The organism is Streptomyces sp. NBC_01428 (assembly GCF_036231965.1).
Lineage (GTDB): Bacteria > Actinomycetota > Actinomycetes > Streptomycetales > Streptomycetaceae > Streptomyces.
In genome coordinates, this window is record NZ_CP109499.1 from 7001839 (window position 1) to 7018216 (window position 16378).

Sequence of the window (16378 nt, forward strand, 5' to 3'; positions counted from 1 at the left end):
GTGCCGGAGAGGTGCCGTTCACAGCTTCCCGCCGCGTTTCCCGTCGCGGGGCGCGGGCGCGATGAGCGTCGAGAGGTACGGCAGCGGTTCGCCGTCGAGGTCGCCGGCCCGTCGGATCGACTCGCCCTCCAGACCGAGCGCCGACCCCCACACCGCGTCCTCGATCCGCCCGCTGTCCCGCAGCGCCTCGGCGACCTCGCGCGCCTGCCGCCCGAACTTGTACGCGACGACCGTGCCCGGCCCGTTCAGCGCGTCCTTCAGCACGGCCGCGCCCGCCGTCACCGGGACGAGCGTGAGCGGCTCGGTGCCCTCGGCGAGCACGGCGCCCGAGCGGGCGGCGAGATCCTGCATGGCGGTGATGCCGGGCACGCTCTCCACGACCGTGCCCGGGACCAGCTCGCCGATGGTGTGCGCGAGATAGGTGAACGTCGAGTACACGTTGGGGTCGCCGATGGTCGCGAAGGCGACCGTGGCGTGCCGGGCGAGGAGATCCGCGACCCGCGCGCCCGCCGCGTCCCAGGCGGCCTCGCGCCGGGCGTGGTCGCTGCGCTCGTTGAGCGCGAAGACCACCCGCAGGACCTTCTCCTCGGGCACGTAGTGCAGGACGGTCGCCTCGGCGCGGCCCCGCTCCCCGGTGTCCATCACGGGGACCACGACGACCTCCGCGGCCCGGAGCGCGTTGACGCCCTTGACGGTCACCAGCTCGGGGTCGCCGGGGCCGACCCCGACTCCGATCAGCTTGCTGCTCATGACGTCAGGCACCTCTCCACGAACCGACGGGCCACACCGGGCTCGGACGCCCAGTGCGTGTGCAGATAACTCGCGTGCACACCGCTCTGCACGAAACCTTCGACGCGCCGCTCCGGCGCGCGCACCCCCCAGGCGGGGGCCGGACCGGCGCCGGGCTCGACGACGGTCCGGTGGAACTCGTGGCCGCGCATCCGCGTACCGGCCGCCGCGAGCACACTGTCGCTGACGGCCACGGCGTCCCGGTAGCCGAGGGTGAGCCGCTCGTGCATCCGGGCCGTGGCGTCGACCACCCCGCACATGGGCTGCCCGTCGAGCTCCCGCGCCAGGTAGAGCAGCCCGGCGCACTCGGCCGCGACCGGTGCCCCGGCGAACGCCAGCTCGGCCACCGCCTTGCGCAGCGGCTCGTTGGCGGACAGCTCGGGCGCGTACACCTCGGGGAACCCGCCACCGATGACCAGCCCGCCCGTCCCCTCGGGGAGCCGCTCGTCCCGCAGCGGGTCGAAGACGACGACCTCGGCCCCGGCGGCGGTGAGCAGTTCGGCGTGTTCTGCGTAGGAGAAGGTGAAGGCGGGACCACCGGCGACGGCGACGCGCCGCACGCCGCCGGAGGCTTCCGGCGGGGTCGAGGGGCGGGCCGTCCCGTCGGGCGCGGTGCGCTGCGCCACGGCCGACGGGACGACCGCCTCGGCCGCGTCCCACGCGGCGCCCGGCAGGGCGCCCGCGCCGCGCGCCAGCGCGAACAGCGCGTCCAGGTCGCATCCGGCGCCGACCTGCGCGGCCAGGGCGGCGACCGCCTCGACGGCCTCCGCGCGCCGCTCGGCGACCGGCACGAGCCCCAGGTGCCGTGACGGGGTGCCGACCTGCGGGGCCCGCCGCAGCGCGCCGAGGACCGGTACCCCGGAGGCGTCCAGCGCCTCGCGCAGCATGGCCTCGTGCCGGTCGGAGCCGACCTTGTTGAGGATCACCCCGGCGACCCGCACCTCGGGGTCCCAGGAGGCGAAACCGTGCACCAGCGCGGCCACCGAGCGCGACTGCGAGGACGCGTCGACGACCAGCACCACGGGCGCGCGCAGCAGCTTCGCCACCTGCGCCGTGGAGGCGAGTTCGCCCTCTCCGGCGGCGCCGTCGTAGAGGCCCATCACGCCCTCGACGACCGCGAGGTCGCAGCCGCGCGCGCCGTGCGCGAACAGCGGCCCGATCAGCTCGGTGCCGCACAGGTAGGAGTCCAGGTTCCGCCCCACGCGCCCGGTGGCGAGCGCGTGGTACCCGGGATCGATGTAGTCGGGCCCCACCTTGTGCGGGGACACGGCGAGCCCCCGCGCGGCGAAGGCCGCCATCAGCCCGGTGGCCACGGTGGTCTTGCCGCTGCCCGAGGAGGGCGCGGCGACGACCAGCCGGGGGACGGAGGACATCACCACTCGATGCCCCTCTGGCCCTTCTGGCCCGCGTCCATCGGGTGCTTGACCTTCGACATGTCCGTCACGAGGTCGGCGACCTCGACGAGCTTCTGCGGGGCGTTGCGGCCGGTGACGACGACGTGCTGGGTGCCGGGCCGGTCCCGCAGCACCTCCACCACCTCGTCGGTGTCCACCCAGCCCCAGTGCATGGGGTACGCGAACTCGTCGAGCACGTACAGCCTGTACGTCTCGGCGGCGAGGTCACGCTTGACCTGCTCCCAGCCCTCGCGGGCCTTCTCCTCGTTGTCCATCTGCGCGTCGCGCTGGACCCAGGACCAGCCCTCGCCCATCTTGTGCCAGTCGACGGTGCCGCCCTCGCCGGAGGCCCCGAGCACGCGCAGCGCGTTCTCCTCGCCGACCTTCCACTTCGCCGACTTGACGAACTGGAACACCCCGATGGGCCATCCCTGGTTCCAGGCCCGCAGCGCGAGCCCGAACGCGGCCGTCGACTTGCCCTTGCCGATCCCCGTGTGCACGACGACCAGCGGACGGTTCCGTCGCTGGCGGGTCGTCAGTCCGTCGTCCGGCACGACACTCGGCTGTCCCTGCGGCACTACGCGGCCCTCCTCGAAGTCCCCTGCACGTCCCGGACGAGCCCGGCGAGGGAGTCGGCCCGCAGCGCGTCCAACGTCACCGCCGTACCGCCCAGTTCACCCGCGAGCTGTCCCGCGAGCCCGAGCCGCACCGGGCCCGACTCGCAGTCGACGACCACCGACGCGACCCCCTCGGCCGCGAAGAGCCGCGCCGCGCGACCCGCCGTCGCGACCGGCTCCGGACCGCCCGTGGCGCGTCCGTCGGTCACCACGACGACGAGCGGCCGCCGCGCGGAGTCCCGCAGGCGCTCGACGCGCAGCACCTCGTGGGCCCGCAGCAGCCCGGCGGACAGCGGAGTGCGGCCGCCCGTCGGCAGCGACTCCAGCCGGACCGCCGCCGCGTCCACCGACGAGGTGGGCGGCAGCGCGACCTCGGCGGCCGACCCGCGGAAGGTCACCAGACCCACCTTGTCCCGGCGCTGGTAGGCGTCGAGCAGCAGCGACAGCACCGCGCCCTTGACGGCGCTCATCCGCTGCCGCGCCGCCATGGAACCGGAGGCGTCCACGACGAACAGCACGAGGTTGCCCTCACGGCCCTCCCGCGTGGCCTGCCGCAGATCGTCCCGCCGCACGACGAGACCGCGTCCCGAGCGCCCTCGCGCCAACTGGTGCGGGGCTGCGGCCTGGACGGTCGCCGCCAGATGCAGCTTGGTGAGGGTCCCCCGGGGACGCCGCGAGCCGGTCGTCCGGCCGTGCTCGGTCCGCGCGCGCGACCGCCGGCCGGCCGCGCCCTCACCGAGACCGGGCACGCTCAGCACCTTGGTGCGGAACGGCTCGGCCGCCCGCACGGGCGACTGCTCCGCGGCGCTCTGGCCGGCCGGGGCCTGTCCGTCCTCCGACGGCTCGCCCTGGGCGGGCACGTCACCCGCGGGGGAGCCGTCGTCCGGCCCCTCCTGCGGCGGCCGACCGCCGCCGCCCGGACCGTCCGGGTCCGGGTCGTCGTCCGGGCCGTCGCTGTCGCCGCCGTCGCCGTCCGAACCGCTGAACTCCTCCAGCGTGTCGTCGAGTTTGTCCTCGTCGAGCCCCGGCGCGTCGAAGGGATTGCGCCGCCTGCGGTGCGGCAGGGCCAGCAGGGCCGCCTGCCGCACATCCTCGGCGAGCACGTCGGTGCGCCCCGCCCACGCGGCGAGCGCGGTCGCCGTCCGGGCCATCACGATGTCGGCGCGCATGCCGTCCACCTCGAAGGCGGCGCAGGTCGCCGCGATCTGCCGCAGCGCCCCGTCCCCGAGCCGCACGGACGGCAGCAGCGCGCGGGCCGCCACGATCCGGGCCCGCACCTCGGCCTCCTCGTCCGCCCAGCGCGCCACGAACGCCGCCGGGTCGTCGTCGTGGGCGAGCCGGCGCCGCACGACCTCGACGCGCTGGTCGGGCTCCCGCGACGCGGCCACCTCGACGGTCAGCCCGAACCGGTCCAGCAACTGCGGCCGAAGCTCGCCCTCTTCGGGGTTCATCGTCCCGACGAGCAGGAACCGCGCCGCGTGCCGTACGGAGACACCCTCGCGCTCGACGTACGAGGCGCCCATGGCGGCCGCGTCCAGGAGCAGGTCGACCAGATGGTCGTGGAGGAGGTTCACCTCGTCGACGTACAGGATGCCGCGGTGCGCGTCGGCGAGCAGGCCCGGCTCGAAGGCCTTGACGCCCTCGGACAGGGCCCGCTCGATGTCGAGGGCGCCGACCAGCCGGTCCTCGGACGCGCCGACGGGCAGTTCCACCATCCGGGCCGGACGCGTCGAGGACGCCTCCACCTCGTGCGGCCCGTCGGGGCAGGCCGGGTCGGGGGCGGCCGGATCACAGGAGAAACGGCAGCCGGTGACCACGTCGACGGCCGGCAGCAGCGCCGAAAGGGCGCGCACCGCCGTCGACTTGGCGGTGCCCTTCTCGCCGCGGACGAGCACGCCGCCCACGGCAGGGGACACCGCGTTCAGCAGCAGCGCGAGCCGCAGGTCGTCCTGGCCGACCACCGCCGTGAACGGGAACGGAGTACTCACTGGTCGTCGCCCTCCAAGTCGCCTTCGAGCTCCAGATAGGTGGTGCGCAGCCGCTCCAGCGTGTCCGCGTCCGGCTCGGCCCACAGACCGCGGTCCGCCGCTTCGAGGAGCCGCTCGGTGATACCGCGCAGTGCCCACGGGTTGGACTTCTTCATGAAGTCCTGGTTCTCCGCGTCGAAGACGTACTCCGCGCTGAGCTTCTCGTACATCCAGTCGTCCACGACACCGGCCGTGGCGTCGTACCCGAAGAGGTAGTCGACCGTCGCCGCCATCTCGAAGGCGCCCTTGTAGCCGTGCCGCCGCATCGCCGCCATCCAGCGCGGGTTGACCACCCGGGCACGGAAGACACGGTGCGTCTCCTCGCCGAGCGTGCGGGTCTTCACCTGGTCCGGCACGGCCGAGTCGCCGACGTACGCCTCCGGGCTGGTGCCCGTCAGATGGCGCACCATCGCGACCATGCCGCCGTGGTACTGGAAGTAGTCGTCGGCGTCGACGAGGTCGTGCTCGCGGGTGTCGACGTTCTTCGCCGCGACCGCGATGCGCTTGAAGGCGGTCTCCATGTCCCCGCGCGCCGCCCGCCCGTCGAGCCCGCGTCCGTACGCGTAGCCGCCCCACACCGCGTACACCTCGGCGAGATCCGCGTCCGAGCGCCAGTTGCGGGCGTCGATCAGCGGCAGCAGCCCGGCGCCGTACGCTCCCGGCTTCGAACCGAAGATACGGGCGGTCGCGCGCCGCCGGTCACCGTGCTCGGCGGTGTCCTCGTCGGCGTGCCGGCGCACGTAGTTGCGGTCGGCCGGCTCGTCCAGCTCGGCGACGGTGCGCACCGCGTCGTCGATCAGACCGACGACGTGCGGGAACGCGTCCCGGAAGAAGCCCGAGATGCGGACCGTGACGTCGATGCGGGGACGGCCCAGCTCGTCGAGCGGGACCACCTCGAAGCCGGTGACGCGCCGCGAGGCGTCGTCCCACACCGGGCGGCAGCCCAGCAGCGCGAGGATCTCCGCGATGTCGTCGCCCTGCGTGCGCATGGCGGACGTGCCCCAGACCGTCAGACCGACGGACGTCGGGTAGTCGCCGGTGTCCTGGAGATAGCGCTGGACCAGCGAGTCCGCGAGGGACTGGCCGACCTCCCAACTCAGCCGGGACGGAATGGCCTTGGGGTCGACGGAGTAGAAGTTCCGGCCGGTCGGCAGCACGTTGACGAGCCCGCGCGTCGGCGAACCCGACGGACCCGCCGGGACGTAACCGCCGTTCAGCGCCTTGAGGATGTGCCCGATCTCGTCCGTCGTCCGGGCGAGCCGCGGCACGACCTCACGGCACGCGAACTCCAGCACCGCCACGGCGTCCGGGAGTTCGGCGCCCAGCACCTCGCGCGCCAGGGCCGGAACGGCGGCCGCGTCCCAGCCGCGCTCCTCCATGCCCAGCGCCGCCCGCCGGCACAGCTGCTCCAGCAGGTCGATCGCGTCCGCCGCGGTACGCGACGGGCCCTCCACGAGATCGCTCAGCTCGACCGGCACCTTCACCGGAGCACCCGGCTCGGCCAGCAACTCCTTCTCCACCAGACCGAAGTGCTCGGCGAGAGCGGCCCGCAGCCCGGGCAGCGCGTTCGCCGCGCCGCCCCACACCTGCGCGGCGCGCAGCACGGCCAGCACCAGGTTCACCCGGGGCTCCGCCTCCGGGCCGCCGCCCAGGATGTGCAGGCCGTCGCGGATCTGCACGTCCTTGATCTCGCACAGATAGCCGTCGATGTGCATGACGAAGGAGTCGAAGTCCCCGTCGTCCGGCTGCTCGTCGACGTGCAGGTCGTGATGGAGCTCCGCGGCCTTCACCAGCGTCCAGATCTGCGCGCGGACCGCCGGGGCCTTCGTCGGGTCCAGGTCGGACACCAGCGCGTACTCGTCGAGGAGCTGCTCCAGCTTCGCGAGGTCCCCGTAGGTGTCCGCGCGGGCCATCGGCGGCACGAGGTGGTCGACGACCGTGGCGTGGCCGCGCCGCTTGGCCTGCGTGCCCTCGCCCGGGTCGTTGACGATGAACGGGTAGACCAGGGGGAGTTCACCGAGGACCGCGTCGGGCGCGCAGCCGCCGCTGAGCCCGAGCCCCTTGCCCGGCAGCCACTCCATCGTGCCGTGCTTGCCCATGTGCACGACGGCGTCCGCGCCGAAACTGTTCTCCAGCCAGCGGTAGGCGGCCATGTAGTGGTGCGACGGCGGCATGTCCGGGTCGTGGTAGATCGCGATCGGGTTCTCGCCGAAGCCGCGCGGCGGCTGGATCATCACCACGACGTTCCCGAACTGCAGGCACGCCAGCACGATGTCCTCGCCGTCCACGTAGAGCGAGCCCGGCGGTTCGCCCCACGTCTCCAGCATGCCCGCGCGCAGGCCGGGGTCGAGCGTGTCGAACCAGGCCCGGTAGTCCGCGAGCGGCACGCGTGCCGGGGCGGCGGCGAGCTGCTCCTCGGTCAGCCACTCCACGTCGTGACCGCCGGCCGCGATGAGCCGGTGGATCAACTCGTCCCCGTTGTCGGGGTATTCGCTGACCCCGTAGCCCGCGTCGCGCAGCGCGTCGAGCACCCGTACCGCCGAGGCGGGGGTGTCGAGACCGACCGCGTTGCCGACCCGCGAGTGCTTGGTCGGGTAGGCGGTGAAGACGATCCCGAGCTTCTTCTCCGCGTTCGGCTTGTGCTTCAACAGGGCGTGCCGCAGGGCGATCCCGGCGACGCGCGCCGCCCGCTCCGGATCGGCGACGTACACCGGGACGTCGTCCGGGCCCTGCTCCTTGAAGGAGAACGGCACCGTGATCAGCCGGCCGTCGAACTCCGGGATCGCCACCTGCATCGCCGCGTCCATGGGGGACAGCGCCGCGTCCGACGCGTCCCAGGCGCTCTTCGACGAGGTCAGGCAGAGCCCTTGGAGGACGGGGATGTCGAGGTCGGCGAGCGCTCCGATGTCCCAGGCCTCCTCGTCGCCGCCCGCGGACGCCTGCGAGGCGTGGGTGCCGCCGGCCGCGAGAACGGTGGCGACGAGCGCGTCGGCCCGGCCGAGGATCTCGTACAGGCCCGCGTCCGCGTCGCGCAGCGAACCGCAGTACACGGCAAGGGCGTTGGCGTCGCGCGCCTCGATCGCGTCGCACAGCGTGTCGACGAACGCGGTGTTCCCGGACAGCTCGTGCGCCCGGTAGAACAGCACGCCGACGGTCGGCCGGCCCTCGACGAACGCGCGCTCGCCGTGGACCCCGAACGCGGCGGTCCTGTGCGGCTCCTCGAACCCCTCACCCGTCAGCAGCACGGTGTCGGAGAGGAACCGGGCCAGCTCGGCGAGGTTGGCCGGGCCGCCCTCGACGAGATAGCGCAGCGCCTCCGCGACCACCCCCGCGGGCACCGACGACTCGGCCATCAGCTCGGCGTCCGGGACGGACTCGCCGCCCAGCAGCACGGTGGGGACACCGGACGCCTTCAGGAAGGCCAGCCCGTCCTCCCACGCCCGCTTGCCGCCGAGCAGCCGTACGACGACGAGGTCGGCCCCCTCGACGAGCGCGGGGAGTTCGTCCGTGACGTCCACCCGGGTCGGATTGCCGATCCGGTAGGCGGCGCCGGAGGCGCGGGCCGCCAGCAGATCCGTGTCGGCGGTCGACAACAACAACACTGTGCTCATGCGGGCGCTCCCGGTGGAATGAAAGGCAGTCCTTGCGGCGCGCCCGACTCGATGAGCCGCCACAGCGCGTCCGTGTCCGCGTGTTCCTCGATCAGGTCGCCGAGCCGGTCCAGCTGCTCCTCGCGCAGCGCCGCGAACGACGTGTCGGCCGCCGGCACGAAGCGGCGGCCCGCGGCGGCGGCCACCTCGCGCAGGAAGGCCCGGCGGAAACCGTCCGACTCCAGTGAGCCGTGCCAGTGCGTACCCCAGACGGCGCCGACCCGGCAGCCGTCCAGGAAGGCGTCCCCGCCGGTCACTTCGGCGACCCCGTGATGGATCTCGTATCCCTCGACGCTCTCGCCGAGGGCCTCGCCGACCGGCCGGGTCAGTGTCTTCTCCCGCGCGAACCGCACGCGGACGGGGAGCAGTCCGAGCCCATCGACCTGCCCGGCCTTCGACTCGACCTCGTCCTCGATGTGCTCCCCGAGGAGCTGGAAGCCACCGCAGATCCCCAGCACCGGGCGGCCCTCGGCGGCCCGGCGGGCGATCGCGTCCGCGAGGCCGCGTTCGCGCAGCCACGCCAGCGCCTTCACGGTGCCCCGGGTCCCGGGCACGACGACCAGGTCCGCGTCGGCCAGTTCCTCGGCCCGGTCCACGAACCGCACGACGACGCCCGGTTCGGCGGCCAGCGCGTCCACGTCGGTGAAGTTCGACATCAACGGGACCGCGCACACCGCGACCCGCAGGAGGTCCGCGCCCACGGGGGAGGAGACGGCCGACTCGCGGACCGTGCCGCGCAGCGAGACCCGCAGCCCGTCCTCCTCGTCGATGCCCAGACCGTGCCGGAAGGGCAGCACGCCGTAGGTGCGGCGCCCGGTGAGACCGTGCAGCATGTCGAGTCCGGGCTCCAGCAGGCTCACGTCGCCGCGGAACTTGTTGACGAGGAACCCGGCGACGAGCGCCTGGTCCTCGGGCGACAGCAGGGCGACCGTCCCGAAGAACGAGGCGAACACCCCGCCCCGGTCGATGTCTCCGACGACGAGCACGGGCAGCCCCGCGTTCCGCGCCACCCCCATGTTCACGATGTCGGTGCGCCGCAGATTGATCTCGGCCGGACTGCCGGCTCCCTCACAGATCACCGCGTCATACGTGCCCCGCAACTGCTCCAGACAGTCGAGAACCGTTCCGAGCAGTGCCTCCCGGTGGCCCCCGACGGACTCCCCGCCGGAGGACGCGGCGGCCGACAGCGGATTCCCGGGCGCCCCGAAGAACCCGCGGGCGCTCATCTCGCCCACCGGCCTGCCCATCAGGACGACCTGGCTGCTGCGGTCGCTGCCCGGCTTGAGCAGCACGGGGTTCATCAGCGCCGTCGGCTCCACGCGGGCGGCCTGCGCCTGCATGGCCTGCGCCCGTCCGATCTCGGCGCCCTCCCGCGTGACGAACGAGTTCAGGGACATGTTCTGCGCCTTGAACGGCGCGACCTTCACACCCCGGCGCACCAGCCACCGGCAGATCCCGGCGGTCACGACGCTCTTGCCCGCGTCGGAGGTGGTCCCGGCGATCAACAGCCCGCCGCTCATACGGTGCGTCCCCCTCTGGCCGGCTGCCCGGTCGGTCTCCCTGTCAGCAGGACACGCGCGGCGGCACTCACGCCGAGCGCCAGCCAGCCGACGCGACGGGAGAGCCGTACGGCCCGCTCGATGTCGGCGACCCGGACAGGGCGCCCGGCGTCGTTGAGCACGGGCCGGTGCTCGACCCGGCCTCCGTACGAGAGGGGCCCGCCGAGCCGTACGCCGAGGGCACCGGCGAAGGAGGCCTCCACCGGCCCGGCGTTGGGGCTCGGATGCCTGCGCGCGTCGGCCCGCCAGGCCCGGACGGCGCCCCGCGGGTCGGGCCCGGCCACGCTCGCGAGGACGGCGGTCAGCCGGGCTCCGGGCCAGCCGGCGACGTCGTCGAGGCGCGCCGAAGCCCAGCCGTAGCGGCGGTACTTGGGGGACTTGTGCCCGACCATCGCGTCGAGCGTGTTCACGGCGCGGAAGGCGACCAGACCGGGCACGCCGGCGGCGGCGCCCCAGACCAGGGCGCCGACCACCGCGTCGGAGGTGTTCTCGGCGACCGACTCGACGACGGCCCGGGCGATCCCGTCGGCGTCCAGCGCCTGCGGGTCGCGTCCGCACAGATGCGGCAGCCGCTCCCGGGCGACGTCGATGTCCCCGGCCGCGAGCGCGCCGCCGACGGCCCGTGCCTCACGGCCGAGGGAGGTGCCCCCGACGACGGCCCAGGTGGCGGCGGCGGTCAGGGCGACGGACCCGGTGCCCGAGGAACGCAGGGCACGGCCGGCGAGCGCGGCGAGGCCGGTGGCACCGCCCACGCACACGGCTGTGTGCAGCGCGCCCCACCCGCGGTGGTCGCGCCACAGGGTCCGCTCGACGGCCCCGGCCGCCCGCCCGAACGCGGCGACCGGATGCGCCCGGCGGGGATCGCCGAGCAGCAGGTCGCCGAGGAGGCCGGCGGCGGCGCCGTACGCGAAGACGCGATCGGCCCGCACGGGGTCAGCCCGCCGTGGGGTGCGGCAGAACTCTCACGGACAACGGGACCGGCAACGGGCAGCCGCGCATGGCGATATGTCCTCACTCAGGGTGTCCACGCCCTGGTTCGACGAGACCGGCGGCGAGAGTTCCTGGCTCCCGGGGAGTTTCCTCCCCGATGACAGTGGCGGGACCGCGCCGGATTCGCACCGGCTTCCTCTCATGCCGCCGTACTTGGCTCCGGCAGTCCACCACGGGGTGAGAAGGGCCGTCAACTTGCTGTTGACCTGCGGAGGGAGAGTGTGCGAAGGCCCACACAGCAGTGGGGTGCGGGACGGAGATCCGTCCCGCACCCCACGTGAAGTGCTGCCCGGGAACGGCCTGTTCGGGGCCGTTCGTCCGGTTACTTGCTCATGATGAGAGAGATGCCGTACGCGACCGCCGCGGCGCAGGCCGCGAAGCAGACGTAGGCGCCGGTGGCCGCCGCGACGGCGGAACCGCCCTGGGCCGACTCCTTCTTGGAGAGGCCGGCGACGCCGAGGGTGAAGAGGCCGACGAGGACGACGGTGGCTCCGAGACTGACCCCGAAGACGGACCCGAGGGCTGACCAGTCGATGTGCATGCTGTTTCTTCCTTCGGTTGTCAGGCCACGCGCGACGGCGCCGACGACGGGTTCGCCGTGGGCTCGGCGGGTGCGGGGATGGTGGCCGTGAGTTCCTCGGCCACGGTGCCGGCCGGGGGCGGGGTGACGGCGGCGATGGCCGTGGTGACCACCCCGGCGGGCTCGTCGGCGTTCACGTTGGTGTGGTCGATGACCTCGCGGCGCGAGCGGCGCCAGATCGCGAAGCTGGAGGCGACCAGGAAGACGGCGACGAGCGTGGTGCCCCAGGCGCCGAAGCCGGTGACCCACTCGGCGAGCGCGGCGACCAGGGCGGCGGCGGGCAGCGTCAGTGCCCAGGCGACGAACATCCGGGTGGCGGTGGACCAGCGGACCACGCCGCCCTTGCGGCCGAGGCCCGCACCCATCACGGAGCCGGAGACGGCGTGCGTGGTGGAGAGGGAGAAGCCGATGTGCGCGGAGGCGAGGATGACCGTCGCGGCGCTGGTCTGGGCGGCGAAGCCCTGCTGCGGCTGGAGGTCGGTCAGGCCCTTGCCCATGGTGCGGATGATGCGCCAGCCGCCCAGGTAGGTGCCGAGCGCGATCGCGAGACCGGCGGAGAGGATGACCCAGACCGGCGGGTCCGAGTCGGGAGCGACGGCGCCACCGGCGACCAGGGCCAGGGTGATGATGCCCATCGTCTTCTGCGCGTCGTTGGTGCCGTGGGCCAGCGAGACCAGGCCCGCGGAGGCTATCTGGCCGGCGCGGTACCCCTTCTCGGTGGCCTTGCCACCGGCGTTCCTGCTGAGCCGGTACGACAGCCGGGTGGCCAGCATCGCGGCCAGACCGGCCACGATCGGAGCCGCGACGGCGGGTATGAGCACCTTGCCGACCAGGACGTCCCCGTGCACCGCGCCGGTGCCGGCCGAGGCGATGGTGGCGCCGACCAGGCCACCCATGAGGGCGTGGGAAGAGCTGGACGGGAGTCCGATGAGCCACGTCACCAGGTTCCAGAGGATCGCGCCCACCAGGGCGGCGAAGATCACTTCTGGCTGGATGCCGGACTCGTCGACGAGGCCTTTGGAGATCGTGTTGGCGACCTCCACCGAGAGGAAGGCGCCGACAAGGTTCAGCACGGCGGACATGGCCACCGCAACCTTGGGCTTGAGTGCGCCGGTCGAGATGGTGGTGGCCATCGCGTTGGCGGTGTCGTGGAAACCGTTCGTGAAATCGAACACGAGAGCGGTAACGATCACGATTCCGAGGAGGAGCGTGATGTGTTCCATTTACCCAGGCTTCTGTTGGACGTCAGTGGCAGGTGGACCGTAAGCAACCTGGATGAACGGAAGATGAACTGGGTCGGGCTTTGTGGTGTCCCGAACGGCGAATCCGCGTTCCGCTTGTCTCCAGGGGGAGATGCCGGGGTTCGAACGGAGGCGGAATGCCGGGCTCCGGTACGGATCGCTATCCCCGCGCCAGCCGTTCGAGGCCGGCCGGGGAGCCGTGGAAGAGATCCTGGTCACCCGGCAGGCCGCCGGTGGTGTCGTACTGCCAGAAGGTCCAGGTGGACCAGCCCGCGGGGAGCGCCCCCGGGTCGGCCGCGCCGTAGCGTGCCAGCCAGAGGGCGTGCCGTGCGGCGAAGGCGCGGCTGGAACCGGTGCAGGTGTTCCACCAGTGCGCGGTCGTGTAGATGACCGGCGTCCGGCCCGTCTCCCGCTCGACCTCGTCGCTGAACTCCCTGATCCAGCGCACCATGGCGGCCGGGCGCAGGCCGTAGCAGGAGCGCCGCCGGGCGTACGGGTCGTACTCGATGTCCAGCGCGGGCGGCAGCGTCCGGCCGTCGGCGCGCCAGGCTCCGCCGTTGCGCACGAAGTACGCGGCCTGGTCGGTGCCGGACGACTTGTCCGGCACGGCGAAGTGGTAGGCGCCCCGCAGCAGCCCGGCCGTTCCCGCTCCGTCGTACTGCCGGGTGAAGTAGGGGTTGCGGTAGGCCGTGGACTCGGTCGCCTTCACGTAGACGAATCCCGCGCCCTTCGCCTTCGCGCTCCGCCAGTCGACGTCCTTCTGGTGCGAGGAGACGTCGTGCCCCCGGACACCGCCGTGAGGCCGGCTCGAGCTCCGGGGCGGGCGCTCGGCCTCGGCAGGGGTCCGGGCCTGCGCGGGGAGGGCGGCGAGCGCGGCACCCGCGACGGTGAGCGCCGCCACGACGGCGGTCACCGCGGCCCTCGAACGCCGACGGAGCAGATGGTGATCACGGGCCATGCGGCGTCCCCCCGGAACGGCTGCGTACGCGGCAAACCCCCGGAGGTTACTGGAAGACGGGGCGATGCCGCCCATCCCGACCGATCCCGGGCGATCTTCGGTGATCCCCTTCCTCCCGGCCCTCAAGGCGTGGCGCACGGAGCATGAGCACCGGCGCCGGCCGGCCAACGGCAAACGCCGTTCGCCCCGAAGTGGATCCGCCCGCGGAGTGTTGACGTCGGCGACTGGCAGGATCGCGGGATCACGGCACGCCCGGACGGACCGGCGAGGCGACGGACGGGACGCCAGGGCCGACGGCGCGGGTGCTGCGGGCCATACAGGCGGGACGGCGGGAGGACGTACGGATGACGGACGGGCATGACGCGCGGGACGGGCAGAACCGGCTCGACGAGGCCGAGCGCGGAGCGGGCGACGCGCGCGGTGACCGGCACGGGCGCGACGACGAGCGGGAGGGGCCGGCCGCCGGGGCCGCCGACGTCACCGGCGAGGGGCCGGACGCGCGGGATGCCGTGATCGCGGCGGCGTGGGAAGAACTCGTCACGACGGCCCGCCGCACGGTGACCGACGGGCTCGTGGTCGGAACCTCGGGGAACGTGTCCGTCCGCGTCGGGGACACCGTCCTGGTCACCCCCACCGGCGTGCCCTACGACCGGCTGAAGCCCTCGGACGCCGTCGGCGTCGACCTCGACGGCCGCCAGGTGCTCGGCTCGCTGCGTCCGACCAGCGAGCTGCCGATGCACCTCACGGTCTACCGCGAGACCGACGCCCGGGCCGTCGTCCACACCCACGCCGCGCACGCCACGGCCGTGTCGACCCTCGTCCCCGAACTGCCCCTGATCCACTACATGGCCGGAGCCGTCGGCGGCCCCGTGCGCGTCGCCCCCTACGCGACGTACGGCACCCCGGAGCTGGCCGCGAACGTGCTCCGGGCGCTGGACGCCCGCGCCGCCTGCCTCCTGCAGAACCACGGCACGCTCGCCCACGGAGCCTCCCTGGACCAGGCGTACGACCGCACGGCCCAGCTGGAGTGGATGTGCCGCGTCTGGCTCCTGGCCTCCTCGGTCCCCGGCCTGGCCCCCACCCTGCTCTCGCCCGCCCAACTCGAGGAGGCGGGGGAGCGCCTGCGGGGCTACGGGCAGCGGGACTAGGACCGCCTTGGCGGCAGCGCCGCACGCGGCGGACGAGGGCGGGCGCGAGCGGAGGGGGTTCTCACCGCCGGCCCCCTCCCACTGGCCGATGGCGGGCTCCCCCGGGAGACTGGTCGGGTGCGCACCCTAAGAGCGACGGCCGCGGCCGTAACTGTCGCCACGGCCGTCGCCACAGCCGCCGGCGCGGCCTCCGTGGCCGCGGGCCGGTTCGCCAGCGACGCCGCGCTGAAGACGCGTCCCGGAAAACCCCTGCCCACCGAACCCCGGCTCACCGTGCACGCCACGACGGCCGGCGGGATCACCCTGACCCGCGCCCTGGCCTCGCGGCGCCCCGGCACCTACGGACTCGCGGGCGACGGCAACCACGCCGTCGTCGGCCCGGTCCAGGACGCCACCCCGCACACCGCCGACACCGTCGTCCGCCGGCTCGACGGCGTCACCCACGGCTCCCTGGAACCCGGCGACAAGGTCTGGCTCGTCCCGAACCTGTACGTGGGGGACCCCCAGTCCGCCCTCGGCCTGGAACACGCCGACGTCGACGTACCCGGCGAACTCGGCGCACTGCCCGCCTGGTTCGTCCCGGCCGTGCGCGACACCTGGATCATCACCGTGCACGGCCTGGGCGCCACCCGGGAACACCCCATGAACGTGATGAGGTTCCTGAACGAGCGGCACTTCCCGGTGCTGGACCTCGCCTACCGCGGCGACCTCGGCGCCCCCCGCTCACCGGACGGCCTGAACCACCTCGGCGAGACCGAATGGCGCGACCTCGACGCGGCCATCCGCTACGCCGTGCGGTACGGCGCCCGGCGGATCATCCTCTACGGCTGGTCCACCGGCGCCACCATGGCGCTGCGCGCCGCCGCGCACTCCGCCCTCCGCGAGCGGATCTCCGGCCTGATCCTGGACTCCCCGGTCCTCGACTGGGAGGCCACGCTGCGCGCCCTGGCCGGCGCCCGGCACACCCCGAACTTCCTGCTTCCGCTGGCCGTGCGCGCCGCCCAGGGCCGCACCGGCGTACGCGGCGACCGCATCGCGCACGCGGCGCACCCCGACCGGCTCACCGTGCCGACCCTGCTGGTGCACGGCCCGGACGACACCATCGCCCCCTGGGGCCCGTCCCGCCGCCTCGCGGCGAGCCGCCCGGACCTGGTCACCCTGTACACCGTCCCGGACGCCCCGCACGCCGCGATGTGGAACGCCGACCCGGCGGGCTACGAAGAGGCGCTCCGCCGCTTCCTCACCCCCCTGATGTGACCCCGGCGGCGATCCCGAGCAGCCCCCGACGTGCCGGGACCGGGCTTCCGGGGCCACCGCGACCGGGGGCGTCCGGGGTGCTTCCGGTTCCGCCCCGGACAACTCCCCGCGGCGCACTTTCCGGTGCGGCGAGCGCCCCGGCGAGGCCGCTCCCGGAGCGCCCCCGGC

Annotated in this window: 12 protein-coding genes and 1 riboswitch; of the genes, 2 read left to right on the top strand and 10 right to left on the bottom strand. The window is 73.8% G+C overall.

Translation table 11 applies throughout. The annotated features are described in order from the left end of the window. Positions 1-18: 18 nt before the first annotated feature. From cobI to OG406_RS30350, 10 genes are all read right to left on the bottom strand, one after another. Positions 19-750: a precorrin-2 C(20)-methyltransferase gene (gene cobI, locus OG406_RS30305; RefSeq protein WP_329188824.1), complete on the bottom strand. Its 732-nt coding sequence runs from the start codon at positions 748-750 to the stop codon at positions 19-21. Then, positions 747-2162, bottom strand: a complete 1416-nt coding sequence (locus OG406_RS30310; RefSeq protein ID WP_267050426.1) for a cobyrinate a,c-diamide synthase — start codon at positions 2160-2162, stop codon at positions 747-749. Before OG406_RS30310 ends, cobI begins: the two co-directional genes overlap by 4 nt. Further along, a complete protein-coding gene (cobO, locus tag OG406_RS30315) occupies positions 2162-2761 on the bottom strand; it encodes a cob(I)yrinic acid a,c-diamide adenosyltransferase (protein ID WP_266849332.1) in 600 nt (199 codons plus the stop codon). The genes OG406_RS30310 and cobO overlap by 1 nt, the downstream gene beginning before the upstream one ends. Then, the gene (locus OG406_RS30320) at positions 2761-4788 is read right to left on the bottom strand and encodes a putative cobaltochelatase (protein ID WP_266849334.1); all 2028 of its coding nucleotides are present in this window, start codon (positions 4786-4788) and stop codon (positions 2761-2763) included. The genes cobO and OG406_RS30320 overlap by 1 nt, the downstream gene beginning before the upstream one ends. Then, the gene (gene cobN / locus OG406_RS30325; protein WP_329188828.1) at positions 4785-8438 is read right to left on the bottom strand and encodes a cobaltochelatase subunit CobN; all 3654 of its coding nucleotides are present in this window, start codon (positions 8436-8438) and stop codon (positions 4785-4787) included. The genes OG406_RS30320 and cobN overlap by 4 nt, the downstream gene beginning before the upstream one ends. Continuing rightward, positions 8435-9997: a cobyric acid synthase gene (locus tag OG406_RS30330; protein WP_329188830.1), complete on the bottom strand. Its 1563-nt coding sequence runs from the start codon at positions 9995-9997 to the stop codon at positions 8435-8437. Before OG406_RS30330 ends, cobN begins: the two co-directional genes overlap by 4 nt. Continuing rightward, a complete protein-coding gene (locus OG406_RS30335) occupies positions 9994-10965 on the bottom strand; it encodes a cobalamin biosynthesis protein (RefSeq protein ID WP_329188831.1) in 972 nt (323 codons plus the stop codon). The genes OG406_RS30330 and OG406_RS30335 overlap by 4 nt, the downstream gene beginning before the upstream one ends. 107 nt (positions 10966-11072) lie before the next feature. Beyond that, a riboswitch (cobalamin riboswitch) is annotated at positions 11073-11213 on the bottom strand. 135 nt (positions 11214-11348) lie between these two features. Further along, a complete protein-coding gene (locus OG406_RS30340; RefSeq protein ID WP_081223696.1) occupies positions 11349-11567 on the bottom strand; it encodes a hypothetical protein in 219 nt (72 codons plus the stop codon). 20 nt (positions 11568-11587) lie between these two features. Continuing rightward, entirely contained in the window at positions 11588-12829 is a 1242-nt protein-coding gene (locus OG406_RS30345; RefSeq protein ID WP_329188834.1) for an inorganic phosphate transporter, read from the bottom strand. A 178-nt stretch (positions 12830-13007) separates the two neighbouring features. Continuing rightward, positions 13008-13805 carry a lysozyme gene (locus OG406_RS30350; RefSeq protein ID WP_329188836.1) on the bottom strand — a complete coding sequence of 266 codons (798 nt, stop codon included), beginning with the start codon at positions 13803-13805 and terminating at the stop codon, positions 13008-13010. A 344-nt stretch (positions 13806-14149) separates the two neighbouring features. Between OG406_RS30350 and OG406_RS30355 the strand changes: the two genes are divergently transcribed. Both OG406_RS30355 and OG406_RS30360 read left to right on the top strand, forming a co-directional pair. Further along, a complete protein-coding gene (locus OG406_RS30355) occupies positions 14150-14953 on the top strand; it encodes a class II aldolase/adducin family protein (RefSeq protein WP_329188837.1) in 804 nt (267 codons plus the stop codon). Positions 14954-15070: 117 nt separating this feature from the next. Next, complete coding sequence (locus OG406_RS30360) at positions 15071-16210, top strand: alpha/beta hydrolase (protein ID WP_267050418.1); 1140 nt, start codon at positions 15071-15073, stop codon at positions 16208-16210. Positions 16211-16378 lie beyond the last annotated feature (168 nt).

Excerpts from the sequence above, each read along its gene's own strand:
- OG406_RS30310 (WP_267050426.1), bottom strand. The coding sequence starts at position 2,162 with ATGTCCTCCGTCCCCCGGCTGGTCGTCGCCGCGCCCTCCTCGGGCAGC.
- OG406_RS30340 (WP_081223696.1), bottom strand. The coding sequence starts at position 11,567 with ATGCACATCGACTGGTCAGCCCTCGGGTCCGTCTTCGGGGTCAGTCTC.
- cobI (WP_329188824.1), bottom strand. The coding sequence starts at position 750 with ATGAGCAGCAAGCTGATCGGAGTCGGGGTCGGCCCCGGCGACCCCGAG.
- OG406_RS30330 (WP_329188830.1), bottom strand. The coding sequence starts at position 9,997 with ATGAGCGGCGGGCTGTTGATCGCCGGGACCACCTCCGACGCGGGCAAG.
- OG406_RS30350 (WP_329188836.1), bottom strand. The coding sequence starts at position 13,805 with ATGGCCCGTGATCACCATCTGCTCCGTCGGCGTTCGAGGGCCGCGGTG.
- OG406_RS30345 (WP_329188834.1), bottom strand. The coding sequence starts at position 12,829 with ATGGAACACATCACGCTCCTCCTCGGAATCGTGATCGTTACCGCTCTC.
- OG406_RS30355 (WP_329188837.1), top strand. The coding sequence starts at position 14,150 with ATGACGGACGGGCATGACGCGCGGGACGGGCAGAACCGGCTCGACGAG.
- cobN (WP_329188828.1), bottom strand. The coding sequence starts at position 8,438 with ATGAGCACAGTGTTGTTGTTGTCGACCGCCGACACGGATCTGCTGGCG.